The following is a 17760-nucleotide window of genomic DNA, read 5'->3' as shown; positions in this document are numbered from 1 at the left end:
CGGCGGAGGATGGGAGATCATTGGCGGTGAGTCGCCGATTTCTCGACCAGGCGTCTGCACCAGAAGGAGTCGCCGTGCACCAGCCACTGTCCGACCTCGGAGTCGATCTTCCGATCATCGCGGCGCCGATGGCCGGCGGGCCGAGTACGCCGGCGCTCGTCGTGGCGGCTGCTCGTGCGGGCGGTCTGGGGTTCCTGGCGGGCGGCTACAAGACCGCCGAAGCTCTGGCCGGACAGATCCGCGACGTCGGTGCGGAGGGCGTGGCGTTCGGCGTCAACGTCTTCGTCCCGAACCCGGTGCCGGTATCAGAGCAGGCATACCGGCGCTACGCCCGCGAGGTGCAGGTCGAGGCCGACCGCTATGAACTCACGCTGCCGGAGCAGCTGGTCGAGGATGACGACCACTGGTCGGACAAGATCGACCTGCTGATCTCCTCACCGGTGCCGTGGGTGTCTTTCACGTTCGGAATCCCGGAGCGTGGCGTCATCGACGCGCTGCGCCGGGCCGGAAGCGTCGTCTTTCAATCCGTCACCACGGCAGATGAAGCACGTCAGGCGGCCGCAGTCGGCGTCGACGCGCTGATCGTGCAGGCATCGGCCGGGGGCGGTCACTCCGCGACGCTCACGCCAGCGGAGCTGCCAGCCAGCACTGTTTCGCTGCCGGACCTGATTGCCCAAGTCGGCTGCGCCGTCGACCTCCCCCTCATCGCCACCGGCGGAATCGCCACCGCCGCCGACGTTGCCGCGTCGCTGGACGCCGGAGCGGTAGCCGCAATGGTCGGCACTGTCCTGCTGCGGACGAACGAGAGCGGAGCATCCGCCCCGCACAAGGCGGCGCTCGCCGACCCGGCTTTCGACACCACCGTCATCACCCGCGCCTTCACCGGCCGCCCGGCACGCGCCCTGCGCAACCATTTCACCGACCGCTACGACCCCCTCGCCCCGGCCGGCTACCCCGCCCTGCACCACCTCACAAGCCCGCTCCGCAAAGCTGCCACCGCAGCCGCCGACACCCGCCTGATCCACCTGTGGGCCGGGACCGGCTACCGCAGCGCCGAGGTCGAGCCGGCCGCTGACGCCTTCGCGCGACTCGCGGGTCAGTCCTCAGCATGAGGGCCTTCCGGCTGTCAGTGTGCGAATTCAGACGCCGCACACCGAGCCGGAAGGCCCTCACCGGTTCAGATCACTGAACGATGGACCACACGAAGGTGGCCGTGCCGGTCACCCCCGCTCCGTCCTTGGCGGTGACGGTCACGGTGTAGGTCCCGAGCGTGTTGCCCGATCCGGAGAAGGTGCCGTTGCCGCTGATGCTGATGCCTGGCGGCAGTCCGCTGGCGGTGTAGGTGAGTGTCTGCGAGGCGTTGGAGTCGACACCCTGCATCTGGAAGGAGACGCCGGTGCCCTTCGGGCTGCTGTACCCGAACGGGTTGGCCACGCCGACGGTTTCCGAGCCGGGCACACCGGAATTCGGTGTGACGTTGGCGCTGACCGCAGTGTTCGCGGTCGATATCCCCGCGTAGGAGGAGCCTGCGGCGACCTGACCGGTGAGCGTGTTGGCCAGTGACGTCGACCCGGTCAGCGGCAGGTTGTTGGAGGCGTCACCGACGCGGATCGCGTAGCTACCGGCTTGTGCCTCCCACTGGTTGTCGGTGGGCGACCAGGCTGCCAGGTTGTGGATGGTCAGCGGGAAGGAAACCTGTGCGCTCTGCCCCGGGTTGAGCATGACGCGCTGGAATCCGGCCAGCTGGTTGGGCGGGTCTTGGCTGGCTGCCGGGTCGCCGACGTACATCTGCGCCACCTCGGCACCGGCGACCGATCCGGTGTTGGTCACCGTTGCGGTCACAGTTGCCTGGCCGTTGGAGTTGAACCCGCCGACTGCCAAGTTGGAGAAGGAGAACTTGGTGTAGGACAGGCCGTATCCGAAGGGGAACGCCGGGGTGATGTTCTGCGACTGGTACCAGCGGTACCCGATCTTCACGCCCTCGCTGTAGATCGGCCCGGTCGGGGTGCCCGGCCACTGCGCGGTGGTCTGCGCCGGGACCTGGCTCAGCGACGCCGGGAACGTCACCGGCAGCTTGCCGGACGGGTTCGCCGTGCCGAAGATCAGCGCGGCCACCGCCGCGCCGGTCTCGCCGCCGCCGTACCAGTTCTCGAACACGCCGGCCACGTTGTTCAGCCACGGCATGACCACCGGCGAGCCGCTGTTGATCACCACGATGGTGTTCGGGTTCGCCGCGGCCACATTGTTGATCATCGTCTCGTCGGTCGCGGAGAGGTTGAGGGTCTGCAGGTCGCTTTCCTCGCCCTCGGGCGCGTTGACGTAGATGACCGCGTAGGTGGCTGCCTTCGCCGCCGCGACGGCCTGCGGGATGTTCGCCGTGCCGTTGTCGTTGCCCTGGGTGTAGGTGACCTTCATGTTGGGCCCGACCGCGTTCTGGATGCCGGTGATCGGCCAGATCGTGTTCGCGCTCGTGACGGTTCCGCTGCCGCCGCCGGCGATCTCGACGCCGGCGCCGCCGTCGGTGCCGATCACGGCGATGGACTTCGCGGTGGTCGGGTTCGGGTTCAGCGGGAGCAGGCCGTTGTTCTTCAGCAGGACCGTGCCCTCTTCACCGAGCTGCAGCGCGGTCTGCTGGTGCGCCGCGGAGGTGACGGTGTTCGCCAACGAGCCGCTGGCCGGGTTGTCGAACAGGCCGAAGGCGAACATCTGGGTCAGGATCCTGCTGACGGCCGCGTTCACCCCGTACTGGCTCAGCGTGCCGTTGCTGACGGCGTTGGCCAGGTCGGTCGGGATCGAGCCGGGGAACGGCATCCCGATGTCCATGCCGCCCACCACCGAGGCGACGTTGTTGTAGTCCCCGCCCCAGTCGGAGGTGATGTAGCCGCCGAAGTTCGCGGCGTCGTCCAGGCCCTTGATCTGCATGTACGAGTTCTGACACGAGGCGTTGCCGTTGACGACCGCGTAGGAGCACATGAACGACGCCGGCGCGGACTGCGCGATGGTGGACTCGAACGGAGCCAGGTACAGCTCCTGCAGCGCCTGGTTGCTGACCGTCTCGTTGTTGCCGCCGTTCGGGTACGTCTCCTGGTCGTAGGCCGCGACGTGCTTGACCATCGCCTGGACGCCCTGGCTCTGCAGACCCTTCACCTGCGAGGAGGTGATCTGTCCGGCCAGGAACGGGTCCTCGCCGTAGGTCTCATAGGTCCGTCCCCAGCGCGGGTCGCGCACCAGGTTCGTTGTCGGGCCGAGCGAGACGTTCACGCCCTTGCCCGCGAACTCGGCACCCATCGCGGTGCCCTCCTGCTGGATCAGCGCCGGGTCCCAGGTGGCCGCCGCGGATTCGCCGTCGGGGTAGGCGGTGACGCCGCCGGTCCCGTCGCCGACGCCGGTCGGGCCGTCCTGCATGTTCATCGGCTTGATGCAGAGGTTGGGGATGCCGGCGACCTGGCCGATGTAGGAGGAGCCGCCGTCGCCGGAGAGCAGCGTGAACTCCTCGGACTGGTTCATGGTATTGAGGACCTGCTGCACTCGCGAGGCGACCGAGGCGGTGGAGTTCACCCACGGGCACACGCCGTTGCCGCCGGTGCCGTTGCCGCCTGACAGCGGGGGCACGTCGGTCAGACCGTAGACGTCGAACTCGAGGATCGAGTCGCCCCACTGGGTCGCGCGCTTCGTGGCGTTCACCCGGATGTAGCGGGCGGTCGCCGAGAACGTGAACGACTCGCTGCCGCCGGTGGCGGTCGTGGTGGAGTAGACCGTGTTCCAGGTCGCGTTGTCGGTCGAGGTCTGGATCTGGAACGCCGAGGCGTACGCGGCCTCCCAGGACAGTGCGGCGGCGCAGATCGAGGTCTGGGCGCCGAGGTCGACCTCGAGCCACTGCGGGTCGCTGTACGCGCTCTCCCAGCGGCTGCCGGGGTTGCCGTCGGTGGCCGCGGGAGCCAGGTTGCCGGTGGCGGAGTACGTTGAGGAAGCCGTGGTCGGCTGGGCCAGGGCGAGGTCCTGGTAGCCGCAGTACTTGCCGCCGCCACCGCCGCCTCCACCTCCTCCGCCGCCGCCGCTCGAGCCCTGAGCGAAGGACAGGAAGTGCATGTTCCAGCCCGCCGCGTCCTGGGCGACGGTGAGCGTCTGCGCGCCGGCCGCGAGCGTGACGCTCGCGGTGACCGTGGACCAGGTCTGATACCCGCCGGTGGCCGGAACGGCGACCGCGCCGCTCAGGTTGGCGCCGGTGGAGTCGGCGACGTGCAGCGCGTCGGCGATGGCCGCCGGCGCTGCGACTCGGAAGCTGACCGTGTAGATGCCGCTGGTCGCGACCTGGACCGTGTAATGGAACCACTGTCCGGCGTTGGTCCAGCCCATGTCGTAGGCGCCGCCGGGAGGAGTGGTGTCCTGGGTGTCCGCGGTGTTCTCCAGGTTGACGCCGTCGGTGCGGTAGCCGTTCGCCGAGCCGTTGGTGCCGGTCACGTTGTAGGCGACGCCTGCTCCGCCGGTGTCGTAGTTGGCGATCTGAACCGTGCCGGGAACCGGCGCCGGCGTCCCGCCGAACGGCTTGTCAGTGCCGCCTCCACCGCCGCCACCACTCGAGGTGAGGGTGAAGGCCATGTTGTGGAAGTTCCAGCCGTTCGAGTCCTGCTTCACCGTCAGCGTCTGGGTACCGGCAGGCAGCACCAGGCTCGCCGTGACCGTTGTCCAGGTCTCATAACCACCGGTGTTGGGCACCGCGACCGAACCAGTCAGGTTGGTACCGGAGGCGTTGGCGATGTGCAGCGCATCGGTGAGGCCGTAAGGCGAAGACAGTCGGAAGGCCACGCTGTACGTGCCAGCCGTCGCGACGTTGACCGTGTAGTTGAACCACTGTCCGGCGTTCGTCCAGCCGATGTCGTACGCGCCACCGGCCGGGGTGGTGCCCGAGGTGTCGGCGGTGGTCTCCAGATCGATGCCGTCAGCCCGGTAGCTGTTGGCAGAGCCGTTGCCCGCGACCGTGTTGTAGGCGACGCCCTGGCCGCCGGTGTCGTAGTTCGCAGCCTGGATCAGACCCGGGACAGCCGCGGCCGTCCCGCCGAACGGCGCGCTGGCAGCGGCGTTCGCCGGACTCGGCAACCCCGCCAGCGAGGCGGCGAACAACGCCCCCGCCGCCAGCAGGGTGCGCAAAACCGGCCGTGGCCTGGACGACCGTGGTCGCCCGCGCGCGGGCGTGGACCAGCGCGCAGGTGTGAGGAGCCTCATTGCTGTCCCTTCCATCCCGGATATTCCACAGATGGGCAGCGGCCATCGACCGGTGCGGAATCTGTGTCACGAATCAGGGAGGGCGCCCTCGTTCGAGCTTGAATATTGCGCGTGGGTTAACCACTGTCAATGAAGAACCGGTTCCGGAACCGATCCCGTAACCGCATCCGTTACCGGTTCCGGAGTGATCTCAAGATCCCCGATCTTCTCCGAGCCCTGGCACACAACGGACAGGCGAATCAGTTTCACGACAGAATGACCGCATGAAGCTCGAGCGCGTCGAACTGCGCCGGATCGGCATCCCCCTGGCCACGCCCTTCCGGACCTCGCTGGGCCTTGAGCTGGACCGCGACATCCTGATCCTGCGTGCCGACACCTCCGAGGGACCGGGCTGGGGCGAGTGCGTCGCCATGCCGGAGCCCGGATACTCCGAGGAGTACCTCGACGGCGCCGCGCACGTCATCCAGCGCTTTCTCCTGCCGGCGGTGGCAGCACTCGACGACCTCACGCCGGCCCGCGCGGCTGCCGCGATGGCGGCGTTCCCCGGCAACCCCATGGCCAAGGCGACGGTCGAGATGGCGGTCATGGACGCCTGGCTCCGCGCGCGCCGAAGCTCCTACGCCGACCATCTCGGCGCGGTGCGCTCAACCGTGGAAAGCGGGGTGTCGGTCGGCATCGCCGATACGATCGATCAACTCCTCGCCGAGGTCTCAGGCTACGTGGATCAGGGGTACCGCCGCATCAAGCTGAAGATCGAGCCGGGCTGGGACCTCGAACCGGTCCGAGCGATCCGCGAGCGCTTCCCCGACATCGCGCTCCAAGCCGACGCCAACGCCGCCTACACCTTCGCCGATGCCCGCCACCTGGCCGCCCTGGACGCGTTCGACCTGGTGATGCTCGAGCAGCCGCTGGGCACCGCGGACGTGCGCGACCACGCCGCGCTGGCGCGCATGCTACGCACCCCGATCTGCCTGGACGAGTCCATCACGTCCGCGCGCAGCGCCGCCGACGCCATCGCGCTGGGCGCGTGCGCGATCGTCAACATCAAGGCGGGCCGGGTCGGCGGCTACCTGGAAGCGCGGCGGATCCACGACGTCTGCGCCGCGCACAGCGTGCCGGTGTGGTGCGGCGGGATGCTGGAAACCGGGCTCGGGCAGGCTGCCAACCTGGCGCTCGCGGCGTTGCCGGGCTTCACGATGCCCGCCGACATCGCGCCGTCCGCGCGCTACTTCGCCACCGACGTCACGGCGCCGATCACGATGAGCGAGGGCCGGATCGCGGTTCCGGACGGACCGGGTCTGGGGCTGGACCCGATCCCGGAGATCCTCGAGGGCTACACGACCGACGTCGTCACCATCACCCGGTTCGGCTGATCTCAGTACCCTGCGGCGCGGTCCTTCTCCTGTGCCTTCAAGCAGCGCGCGACGGTGTCAGCGGCCTCCAGCATCAGCCGCCGGAGCGCCGGCACCGGCTGCCGGTCGGCCAGCCAGGCATCGGTGGCGTCCAGGGTGGCTTGTTCGACCACGAACGACGGATACAGGCCGCTGGCGATCTGAGCGGCGATCTCGTGGGTGCGGGACTCCCATGTGCCCTCAACAGCCGTGAAGTACTTCGCCGCGTACGGCTTGAGCAGTTCCTCGCGCTTGTCGGCGGGGACCGCTTGGAAGCCGGCGATCACGGAAGCGACGGTGCGGTTGGCCAGGGTGTCGCTGTCGACCACCGATGCCCACGCCTCAGCCTTGGCTGCGGCGGTCGGACGGGCCGCACGTGCTTGGAGGGCGTACCGCTCGCCGGTGGCGGTCTTGTCGCGCGCCAGCTCCGCCTCGATCTGCGGCACGTCTGCCTTGCCGCCGACGACCAGGGCTGTCAGCAGCGTCCAGCGCAGCTCGGTGTCGATGCTCAGACCTTCGAGCACGATCGAGCCGTCCAGTAAGCCTGCGATAGAGGACAACTGGTCGTCAGTGGTCGCATTCTCTGCGAGGGAGCGGGCCCAGGCGAGTTGGAAATCCGAGCCGGGCTCGACGGCGTTCAGGTGTTCCCAGCAGGCGTCGGCGAGCAGCGCCTGGCCGGTGGGGCGCCACGCCGGGTCGGCGAACAGCTCGACGGAGGACTTGGCCTGTCGCTGGAGCAGCTGGGAGACGCCGATGTCGGATTCCCGGCCGATGCCGCGCAGGACCAGGGTGAGGTAGTCGCGCGCGGCGAGTTCGGCGTTGCGCAGCATGTCCCAGGCGGCGCTCCAGCACAGGGTGCGTGGCAGGGACTCGGCGAAGTCACCGACGTGGTCGACCAGGGTCGCCATCGAGTGCTCGTCGAGGCGGATCTTGGCGTAGGTGAGGTCGTCGTCGTTGAGCAGGACCAGCGCGGGGCGGGCTTTGCCGATCAGGTCGGCGACCTCGGTGGAGGCGCCGGTGACGTCGAGTTCGACCCGGTCGGTGCGGACCAGGGCGCCGTCGACCATGTTGTACAGACCGATCGCCAAACGGTGCGGGCGCAGCGTCGGGAACTGCTCGGAGAAGCCCTCCTGCTCTACGGCGAAGGAGGTGAATCGTCCAGCGTCGTCGACCTCGTAGACGGGTCGCAGCGTGTTCGGCCCGGCGGTTTCCAGCCAGAGCTTCGACCATTCCTTCAGGTCGCGCCCGGAGGTCTCCTCCAGCGCGCTCAGCAGGTCCGCCAACGTGGTGTTGCCCCAGGCATGGCGCGTGAAGTAACGACGTACGCCCTCGAAGAAGTGGTCGTCGCCGACCCAAGCGGCTAACTGCTTCAGGACCGAGGCGCCCTTGGCGTAGGTGATGCCATCGAGGTTGACCATCACGTCTTCGAGGTCGCGGATTTCGGCGACGATCGGGTGCGTGCTGGGTAACTGGTCCTGGCGGTAGCCCCAGGACTTGTCACGGTTGGCGAAGGTGGTCCAGGCGTCCTTGAAGCGGGTCGCGGCGACCTGTGCGTAGAAGGAGGTGAAGGTCGCGAAGGACTCGTTGAGCCACAGGTCGTTCCACCACTGCATGGTGACCAGGTCGCCGAACCACATGTGCGCCATCTCGTGCAGGATGACGTAGCCGCGCTGCTCGTAGGCGGCGTCGGTGACCTTCGACCGGAAGATCATCTCTTCGCGGAAGGTGACGCAGCCGGCGTTCTCCATCGCGCCGAAATTGAACTCCGGCACGAACAGCTGGTCGTACTTCGCGAAGGGGTAGTCGCGGTCGAACTTCTCGGTGTAGAAGTCGAAGCCCTGCTTGGTGATCTCGAAGATCTCCTCGGGGCGCAGGTACTCGGCCAGCGACGCACGGACCCCCACCGCCAGCGGGATCTTCTGCCCGCGCTTGGTCGTGTGCTCCGACCGCGCGACGTGGTACTTCCCGCCCACCAGGGCGGTGATATACGAGGAGATCCGGGGCGTCGGCTCGAAAGCCCACACGGCCGTGCCGTCGCCGCGCGACTCCGGCGCCGGCGTGGGGGAGTTCGAGAAGAGCAGCCAGGACTCCGGCGCCTGAATGGTGAAGGCGAAGGTCGCCTTCAGATCCGGCTGCTCGAACACCGGGAACGCCCGGCGCGATTCCGGCGCCCCGAACTGCGTGTACAGATACGCCTCGCCGTCGACCGGGTCGATCATCCGGTGCAGACCCTCGCCGGTGTTCATGTAGGCGCAGTCGGCGACCACCCGCAGCTCGTTGTGCTCCCGCAGCTCCGTCAGCGCGATCCGGCTGTCCTGGAACGCCTCGGCGGGATCCACCTCCCGGCCGTTGAGCGTGATCGCGCGGACGTTCGGGGCGACCAGGTCGATGAAGGTCGACGCACCCGGGGTCCGCGCGGTGAACAGGACCACCGTCTCCGACTGATAGGTCGCCGCCTGCGGGTCGGGCGCTCCCGACCAGTCCAGCCGCACGTCGTAGGACTGGACGTCGACCAACGCCGCGCGGTCGCGCGCTTCCTCACGGGCCAAGTTCGTACCGCGCACCACCGCATGGCTCCTCGTCGATCGACATGATGTACCCCCGATCCTGACACGCGGATCGCATGAGCGCTGGTAGTGGCTATCCCGATAGACCGGTGCGTCAGCATGCTGTCGTACCGCGTTCACGGCCGGTGATCAGCGGTCCAGGGACCGGAGCCGCTCCTCGACCTGCTCGGCCGTCGGATGGCCGATATCGCTGAGGATCGCCAGCGACCGGGTCCAGACCTCGCGGGCGGCGGCCTCGGCGTGGTCGGTGAGGTGGACGTCGCCGAGGCGCATCAGCGTCTCGGCGAGCAGGAACCGTTCGCCGACCTCGATGAAGACCGCCTCGGCCGCTTCGTAGCAGGCCACAGCGCCGGCGGTGTCGCCGAGCCGGTGGCGGGCCAGGCCGAGGGTGTCCAGGGCGTCGGCCTGGCCGATGCGGAATCCGGTCTCCCGGAACAACTCGAGCGCTTCGGTGGAGCAGGCGAGCGCCTCCTCGTACCGGCCGAGGTGGACGTGGCTCCAGCCCACCTTGTTGAGGACGGTCGGCAGGAGGACAGTGGTCTCTCCCTTCTCGCGCAGGAGCTTCAGAGCCCGCAGTCCGAAGACCACCGACTCCGCCCAGCGTCCTTGCCTTCCTCGCAGGGTCATGAGATTCGCCATGACCCTCACCTCGGTGGTGGCGTCGTCGGTCTCGCGGTCGAGGTCCAGGGCCGCCTGGAAGTGGGTCTCCGCGGCCTCAGCCTCGTTGAGCCTGTGGCCCAGGACCTGTGCCAGGCACATGTGGGCGGCGACGAGGTTCGGGATGTCGCCGATCCGCCGCAGTGCCGCCAGCGACCCGGTCAGCGTCTCGGTGAGGTCGTGCCACAACCCGGCCCGGTCGAGGTAGGTGACCATCGACCAGGGCAGCTGCCAGGCGTGCGGGTCCGGGACGGCGCCGGCCCGCCGCGCGGCGGCCAGCAGCACCGGGTACTCCGCGTCGTACCAGCGCAGCGCCTCGGCCAGGTCGGCGAAGTCCAGGGGCGCGGAGCCGGCGTGCGGCGGCGCGAGCGCGATCGGCGGCCGGGCCGGCTGGAGCAGGCGTTCGGCGGCGAAGGCGCTGTGCAGGTAGTGGTCGAGGGTGAGCAGCTCGGCGTCGCGGCTGGCGTCCCGGCCGTCCACCGCCTGCCCGAGTTCGCCGGCGAAGACCCGCAGCAGGTCGTGTTGGACGTACCGGCCCGGCGCGTGCTGGTCGAGCAGGTGCAGGCCGGTGAGCTCCTCCAGGGTGGCCAGCGTCGCGGCGCGCGGCCGGGCCGTCAGCGCCGAGCAGACCGACAGGCCCAGATCAGGGCCCGGATGTACGCCCAGCAGCCGGAACAGCCGGGCCGCGGGCCCGCCGAGCTGCCGGTAGGACCAGGAGAAGACGGTCCGGACGCTGGCCGCCCGGTCGCCGGCGTCCAGGGTCCTCAGTGTGGCGCCGGCCTCGCGCAGCTCCTGGACGAACATCTCGATCGGCAGATGCGGGTTCGTGGCGATCCGGGCGGCGGCGATGTTCAGGGCGAGGGGGAGCCGCGCGCAGAGCTCTGCGATCTCCCGGATCGCGTCCGGCTCCTCGGCCGCGTGCCGCCCGCCGAGCCGGCGGGCCAGCAGGTCGAACGCCTCGTCGGCGGGCAGCGTGTCGAGCCGGAGCGGCCGGGCGCCGTCGACGGCGACCAGCCCGGTGAGCCGGTCGCGGCTGGTGACCAGCGTCAGGCACGCCGGATTGCCGGGCAGCAGCTCGCGCACCTGCTCGGCGTCGCGGGCGTTGTCCAGCACGATCAGGAGCCGGCGCTCGGCGGCGAGGCTGCGGTAGCGGCCGACCTGGTCGGCGAACAGGGCCGGCAGCTCCTGCCGGGGCAGCCCGAGGGCTTGGAGGAAGCCGCGGATCGCCTGCTCGGGGGTCACAGGCTCCTGTGAGGGGTCGAAGCCGCGCAGGTTCACATAAAGGCAGCCGTCCGGGTATCGGTAGGCGATCCGGTGGGCCCAGTGCACCGCCAGCGCCGTCTTGCCCACGCCGGCGGTGCCGACGAGCGCGATCAGCGGCTGGTCGCCCTCGCCCGCCGCCGCGAGGAACTCCTCCAGCACCGCCAGGGCGGCGGTGCGTCCGGTGAAGTGGCTGATCTTCGCCGGCAGTTGGCGGGGTATGACGGCGTTGGCGGGGGTGACGGGGTTGGCGGCGTCGGCGGCGCGCGGATCAGGGTTCTGCGGCCGGCGGTGGTCGGCGCCGTGGGCGGAATCCGCGCCGGAGCCTTGGGCTGTGTGGGCTGTGTGGTCGGACTCACCGGACTCACGGGAGTGACCGGACTGACCGGCGTCAGGCGCGCCGATGACGCGACTGGGACCCTGAGTAGCGCCGGCCGGCGTGATCGTCCTGATCAGCGCGGGATCGCCGGCCAGGATCCGCCGGTGCAGGTCCGCCAGCCCGGCCGAGGGCTCGACGCCGAGTTCGGTGACCAGGCCGGTGCGCAGCCGCTGGTAGACGGTGAGCGCTTCGGCTTGCCGTCCGGCGCCGTGCAGCGCGTGCATCAGCTGCCCGTGCATGGCCTCCCGCCAGGGATGCTCCCGCAGCAGCGGCTCGATCTCGCCGATGACCCGGTCGTAGTGTCCGAGTTCGAGTCGGGCCCGGGCCAGCTGCTCGACGGTCTGAAGCCGGGCCTCGTGGATCCGGCCGACGTCCACCGCGTCCCGCGTCGCGGGGAGCGCGTCGGCGAGCGGATCGCCGCGCCAGAGCGCCAACGCCCCGGTCAGGGCGTCAGCCGCCGCCTGCCATCGGCCCGCCACGAGGTCCTCGGATCCCTCGCCGGAGAGCTGCTCGAACTCCCGCAGGTCCAGTTCGCCGGCCTCGACCTCGATCAGGTAGCCGTCGTAGGTTCTGCGGACGCGCGCGGCTTCGTCCACACCGAGCGCGCGCCGCAAGCCGAGCACATGGTTCTGGAGGGCGGCTTTCGACGTCTGCGGCGGACTGCCGCCCCACAACGCCTCGGTCAGCCGGGCTTCGGACACCGGCCGTCCGGCCTCCACCAACAACACGGCCAGCAGACTCCGAACCATCGGCGTCAGCGCCGGGACCTCTTGGCCGCCGCCGGCCCTCACCGGTCCCAGCACCCCGAACTTCATCGAGCCCTTTCGCCGACCAGGGCTGCCGCCCCCGATGCCTGAACCACCCCGCGGCCGATGTCGCGACCCTTAGCCGGATCTTAGTGGGCGCTGAGCGGCTTCGGAAATGATCTGTTCGCGGCCTTCGGCTGCGCCGGACGGCTCCAGCCGGTCCGGCTGACCAACCTTTTTGGGGAGAAAACGTGTCCCGCTTGAAGAAGAAGCTCGCCGGAATCGCCGCGGTCGCGGTGGCCACGCCGCTCGTCATGCTCGGCGCTGCCAGCACCGCCGGCGCGGCGAGCACGATCACCTGGAAGACGAGCGGGAACTGCCTGGGATACGGCCTGTCGACCTTCGGCAACAACGTGTCGAACCTGAACCAGGTCCTGACCATCGACTGCAGCGCCCCGGGCTTCCAGTCCGTGTCCTGGATCGACAGCAGCGTCGGCTCGGCCTGGCTCGAGCACCCGGACGTGGACACCTCCCTGTGCCTGACCGCCTACAAGGACCACTCGGTCTACTTCGAGCACTGCAAGGCCAACGACACCTACGAGCAGTGGCGCGAAATCCACGTCGGCAGCATCTGGCACCTCCAGAACGTCGCCACCGGCGAGTACCTCCGCGGCGGCGGCAACCGCCAGCAGGTCTACACCAACGCCGCCCCCCAGGCCTGGAGCTAGCCCTCGTCGCAGTGCTGTGCCCCGACCCGTCGGGGCACAGCACGGAACACGGGGCCCCGCCCGGACACCGAAACAGGCTGTTACATTGGCAAGCGCGAGACCGTCGGCACTCGCGAACGTCGGGGCGGCAGCACGCCGGGGGGCGCTGTGCGGAAAGCACCAGATCACCAGACTTTTCTCGTGCTCCTCATCATCGGCGTGCTCTTTCTCGTGGGCATGCTGGTCGTCGCCCTGAACCGGCGCCACATCAGAGGCAGGGGCGTATCCGGGCAGGCCAGCGTCCTGAGAGTCGACGCCCACAAAGACCTCCGTACCGGCTCGGTGATCTTCTACGTGGTACAGCTGGCCATCGCGCGCCCGGACGGCACCGAAATCGTCGCCGCGGTGACAGTTTTCGGCGACCCCCCACAGCCTGGCTGGACCGTCCCCGTCCGCTACCTGGAGCGTCTCGGGAACACCACGAAAGTGGCGACCGACGGTCCGTTCAAGCCCAGCCGCCGATGACGGAAGACACGCATCCCCTGACGACAGTGTTTCGCAGCAGGTGGATCGCCGTCATGGGCGTCGTCGGGCTCGTCGGTGCGAACGGCGGCATGACTGTCGCGGTCTTCCACGCGCCGGGAGCCAATGCCGATGAAGCGGTGGTGGCTGTGGCCGTACTCACGGCGGTCCTGTGGCAGCTCGCTTGGCGGTGCACTGTCGTCATCACGCAGGACACCCTCCGCGTGCACTACCTGTCCTGCTATCGAGAGGTGCCGCTGTCGCACTTCGAGCGTGTCGCCATCGAAGGCGGCGACCTGGTGATCACGACAGCTGCCGGACAGCGCATCAAGCCATGGCCCTACCTCGCCTCGGTCGCCGGGGCGTTGACCGGATACCGGCAGAAGAAAGCCGTCCGAGACGCCGTGGCGGCCCGCGTCGACCACGCAGAACCAGCCGAGTGTGCCGAGCGGCATGGCCTGAAATGGGAGTTCGACGGGAAGGCCGTCGCGGCCATAGCGAGCTACTACGTCGCTGTTGTTCTGATGGCGACATCCCGCTAGCGGAGCACGGACGGCCGGATGATCACCACTGTATGGGACCGAGCCGATCGGTGAAGGTTCCGGTCGGGCCGTCAGGGTCCAGCAGGGCCAGTGCCACGATCGAGTCGGTGCCTTCGGTCACGGTCAGCTGGCCCATGTAGTTGTTCATGTCGGTGGCTGCGAAGGTGTGGTTCACGACCTCCCCGGGGGTGGCGGCGTTGAACTTGATGGCGGGGAACGCTTGCGCGTAGCGGACGGTCAGCATGTTGAGCGCTGCCTTCGAGGAGCTGTAGGCGAGTTCGTGCATCTTCGAGACCGGCTGCTTTGGGTCGGTCACCACTGAGAACGCCCCGCCGGCGCTGGACACCATCACCACGCGGGGGTGGTCGGCGGCTTGCAGCAGGGGCAGGAAGGCGTGGGTGACGCGGATCGGGCCGTAGACGTTGGTGTCGTAGACGGCATGGACCTCGGTGACGGTCGCCTGCGCGGGATGGACCGCGTGGCCGGGCGCGCCGGCGTTGTTGATCAGGACATCCAGACGATCGGTGTGCGCGCGGACCAGTTCCTCGGCAGCGGTCACCGACTGCTCGGAGGTGACGTCGAGCGGGACCAGGACGACATCGATACCGTCGGCGGCCAGTTTCTCGGCGGCCTCGCGGCCTCGAACCTCGTCCCGTGAGCCGAGGAAAACCTTCCATCCCAGCTTGCCCAGGCGACGAGCGGCCTCGTGGCCCAGGCCTTTGTTGGCGCCGGTGATCAGGACTGTGGACTGCTGTGTGTCGGTCATGCCCACGAGACACCGCTCCCGTCGCCCCCGTGACAGGATGTGAGCGGCATCACATCACTAGCGCGAGGGTCCGGCGGCCAGCAGTCGGAGCTCCCGTGCTCGCTGTACGGCTGAGGCGCGGTCGGTCGCCTGGAGCTTGGCGTAGATGCTGCGGACGTGTGTGGAGATCGTGTTCACCGATACCGACAGCTCGCCGGCGATCTGGGGGCGGGACATGTTGGTGGGGAGGTAACGCAGGATCCGTAGTTCCGTGGGACTGAGCTCCGGGACTGCCGGCTGGTCCGAAGCCGTCGCCGCCGGTGCTGATCCGTGGATGATGTCGAGGATGTCCGTGAGCAGCGAGGCGTGCGCCGATCGCTGCCGTGGCACCGTCTCGAGCACCTCGCCCGCGCCGACCATGACCAGCGGCAGGATCAGCCGTTCGGGCTCGGCGGCGGCGAGGGCGCGTTCGACAGCCTCCTGAGCCCTGGCTGCGGACGCCGGAATGCCGCTCCGGTGATATGCGAGCGCCTCCAGCGCGTTCGCCTCGACCAGGGTGGTCGCGTGGACCGCGCTGGCGGAGCCGTTGGTGACCGGTGTGACGACGTCCAGCGCCCCCGCCACGTCCCCCTCTCGAAGCGCGATCACCGCGCGGGCGTTGCGGATCTCCCCGGAGTCGAACAGCGTGGCATCGAGCTTGTCGATGACGGCGCGCGCGGCGTCCGTCGACCCGCGCCGCGCCTTGGCGGCGGCCAACCAGCCCGCGACGTAACCGCTCAGCGCGTGCGGGTACCGCATCTGCGACTGCAGGTCGTAGGCGGCGGCGAACTCGGCCTCGGCTTCGGCCAGGCGGCCTTGAGTGGCGTGCAGCATCCCCTTGGTGGTCCGGTGCAACAGCCCGATGTCGGCTCCGGCGTCCAGGAGCAGCGCTTCCTCCGCACGGTCGATGGTGTCCTGACCGTGCTCGAACTCGCCGGTGAACACCTGCAGGCACGCCAGGGTGACCAGCGCCGGCGCTAGGACCGGGGCGGTGTCCCAGCCGTGCCGCGCCGCCAGCGCGACCGCCTGCTCGCACACGCGCCGGGTCTCGGCGAAGCTGTGCAGCTTGGTGGCGAACGCGAGCTGGGCCAGACAGGTCACCTCCAGATACGGCCGCCCGATCACGCGGGCCAGCTCGACGGCGTGCGTCAGGTACGTGGCGCCGTCGGCGAGTCCGCCGGCCCAGGCCTCGACGATGCCGAGGTTCATCAGGACCAGCACCCGCAGGTCGGCGCCCAGCGCGAGCTCGTCAGCGGAGACGGCGGCGGAGGTAGAGGTAGGCGTCGAGACCGAGTCAGATCCGGACTCGGACTCGGACTCGGAGTCAGAACCGGCTTCGACGGCTAAGGCGCAGGCAGACGCGGGCGGGCAGGCATAAGCGGAAGTGGTCGAGACGGCGAGCACGCGAGCCAGCCGCAGCACCGTGTCGACGTCGCCCCGGCGCCGCGCCAGCACCAGCTCCAGCGCGCTGATCTGAGCCTCGGCGCGCGCCGAGGGCGGCGCCGGGTCCGGCCCGGCCTTGGCCGCCGCCAGGTGCGCGGCGGCCTCGTCCAGGCGGCCGTGCCAGACGTCGACCATCGCGCGGACCACGCTCAGCGCCGGCAGGTCGGCCGCCGGACCGGTCGGGAACGCCTCCAGCAGCGACTGCATGGTCTCCAGTTGGCCGTCGAGCATCATGCCGAACGCGTGGTGGGAGAACAGGTTCGCCGCGGCGGACCAGTCGCCGGCAGCCTGGGTGTGCCGGATGGCCTCGACGGTCATCCCGGCTTCGGCGAACCAGTCCGCGGCCCGGCGGTGCAGCCCGCGCCCCTCGTCGGGGTGGACTCGGCGCAGCTCCAGCTGCAGCAGGTCGGCGAACAGGTGGTGGTAGCGGAACCAGGTGCGCTCGGCGTCCAGGGAGACCACGAAGGCGTTGGCGTCCTCCAGGTCGAGCAGGATCGGCTCGGAGCCGACGCGGCCGGTGAGCGCGTCGGCGAGCTCCCCGCTGATCCGGGTCAGGATCGAGGTGCGCAGCAGCAGGTCCTGGATATCCTGCGGCTGCCGCTCCAGCATCTCCGCGAGCAAGTACTCCGCGACCGTGCGGTTGCTCCCGCCGAACTCGGCGACGAACCGCTCCGGATCGGGGTGCCCGGTCAGGGACAGCACCGCCAGCCGCAGCCCGGCGGCCCAGCCCTCGGTGCGCTCCAGGAGCCGGGCCACGCCGGCGTCCGACAGCGTGATCCCCGACGCCGCCAGCAGCGCGCGGGTCTCGTCCTCGCTGAAGCGCAGATCGGCCGCGCGCAGGTCGGTCAGCTGCCCGGTCAGGCGCAGGCGGTGCAGCCGCAGCGGCAGGTTCCGCCGGGTGGCCAGGATCACCGAGACGTGGTCGGGCAGGTCGGCGAGCAGCCGGGTGAGATCGGCGAAGGTCTCCGGCGCCGTCAGTTCGTGGACGTCGTCGATCAGCAGGCTGACACGCTCGGGGATCTCCGCCAGCTTCTCCAGGATGCGCTCGACGGCGGTCGCGGCGCTGAACTCCGGCGCGGCGGCGGGCGGATCGGCGGCGATCGGCTCGCCGCTCAGGCGGCGCACCGTGGTCAGCAGCGAGAGCCAGAACAGCTGGCCGTCGGGCTGGTCGCGGGGGACCTGGACGATCGCCAGCCGGTGCTGCCGGTCCTGCCGGTCGGCCCACGCCCGCAGCAATGAGGACTTCCCGCTGCCGGCGGGTGCGGTGATGACCGTCACCTTGCCGGCCGCGGCCTGGTCCAATTCCGCAACCAGACCGTCCCGGGCGATCAGGGGGAGACGGTTGGGGCGCTCCGTGGGGTAACGCGCGGCGTTCCGTGCAGACGTCGCAGCTGTGATCGGCACGTGAATGTCGGTACCAGGCGCACACGCCGCCTGTCAACGGGCCCTGAAATCACCGGGTTCCGGTGATGCGCCCTCACCTGCACGGCAGCGAATATGGACACGAAGAAAGCCGGCTTGCCGGCTCCAGCGTGGACC

10 protein-coding genes are annotated in these 17760 nt (G+C 69.6%); 5 read left to right on the top strand and 5 right to left on the bottom strand.

Going from position 1 to position 17760, the window contains the following annotated elements:
- The first annotated feature begins 74 nt into the window (after positions 1–74).
- Entirely contained in the window at positions 75–1112 is a 1038-nt protein-coding gene (locus tag CACI_RS24945; RefSeq protein WP_015793632.1) for an NAD(P)H-dependent flavin oxidoreductase, read from the top strand.
- A gap of 70 nt (positions 1113–1182) precedes the next feature.
- Here the strand turns inward: CACI_RS24945 and CACI_RS24940 are convergent, their stop codons facing one another.
- Positions 1183–5148 carry a glycoside hydrolase family 3 C-terminal domain-containing protein gene (locus CACI_RS24940; protein ID WP_015793631.1) on the bottom strand — a complete coding sequence of 1322 codons (3966 nt, stop codon included), beginning with the start codon at positions 5146–5148 and terminating at the stop codon, positions 1183–1185.
- A gap of 338 nt (positions 5149–5486) precedes the next feature.
- On the opposite strand from CACI_RS24940, the gene menC reads away from it, so the two are divergent.
- Complete coding sequence (gene menC, locus CACI_RS24935) at positions 5487–6596, top strand: o-succinylbenzoate synthase (protein ID WP_015793630.1); 1110 nt, start codon at positions 5487–5489, stop codon at positions 6594–6596.
- 2 nt (positions 6597–6598) lie between these two features.
- Here the strand turns inward: menC and pepN are convergent, their stop codons facing one another.
- A complete protein-coding gene (pepN, locus tag CACI_RS24930) occupies positions 6599–9178 on the bottom strand; it encodes an aminopeptidase N (protein WP_041542375.1) in 2580 nt (859 codons plus the stop codon).
- Between the two features lie 132 nt (positions 9179–9310).
- A complete protein-coding gene (locus CACI_RS24925; protein WP_015793628.1) occupies positions 9311–12292 on the bottom strand; it encodes an AfsR/SARP family transcriptional regulator in 2982 nt (993 codons plus the stop codon).
- Positions 12293–12474: 182 nt separating this feature from the next.
- Here CACI_RS24925 and CACI_RS24920 point away from each other — a divergent pair, with 182 nt between their 5' ends.
- From CACI_RS24920 to CACI_RS24910, 3 genes are all read left to right on the top strand, one after another.
- A complete protein-coding gene (locus CACI_RS24920) occupies positions 12475–12951 on the top strand; it encodes a hypothetical protein (protein ID WP_015793627.1) in 477 nt (158 codons plus the stop codon).
- A gap of 180 nt (positions 12952–13131) precedes the next feature.
- Positions 13132–13455, top strand: a complete 324-nt coding sequence (locus tag CACI_RS24915; protein WP_015793626.1) for a hypothetical protein — start codon at positions 13132–13134, stop codon at positions 13453–13455.
- Between the two features lie 26 nt (positions 13456–13481).
- Positions 13482–13994 (top strand): hypothetical protein, encoded by a 513-nt coding sequence (locus CACI_RS24910; RefSeq protein ID WP_143765379.1) that lies wholly within the window; start codon positions 13482–13484, stop codon positions 13992–13994.
- Positions 13995–14016: 22 nt separating this feature from the next.
- Here the strand turns inward: CACI_RS24910 and CACI_RS24905 are convergent, their stop codons facing one another.
- Both CACI_RS24905 and CACI_RS24900 read right to left on the bottom strand, forming a co-directional pair.
- A complete protein-coding gene (locus CACI_RS24905) occupies positions 14017–14760 on the bottom strand; it encodes an SDR family NAD(P)-dependent oxidoreductase (RefSeq protein WP_041540444.1) in 744 nt (247 codons plus the stop codon).
- Positions 14761–14817: 57 nt separating this feature from the next.
- Positions 14818–17625: a LuxR C-terminal-related transcriptional regulator gene (locus tag CACI_RS24900; RefSeq protein WP_015793623.1), complete on the bottom strand. Its 2808-nt coding sequence runs from the start codon at positions 17623–17625 to the stop codon at positions 14818–14820.
- Positions 17626–17760 lie beyond the last annotated feature (135 nt).

Source organism: Catenulispora acidiphila DSM 44928 (genome assembly GCF_000024025.1).
Taxonomy (GTDB): Bacteria; Actinomycetota; Actinomycetes; order Streptomycetales; family Catenulisporaceae; genus Catenulispora; species Catenulispora acidiphila.
The sequence above is the reverse complement of the archived record's forward strand: the minus strand, read 5'-3'. Positions and strand labels throughout refer to the sequence as shown.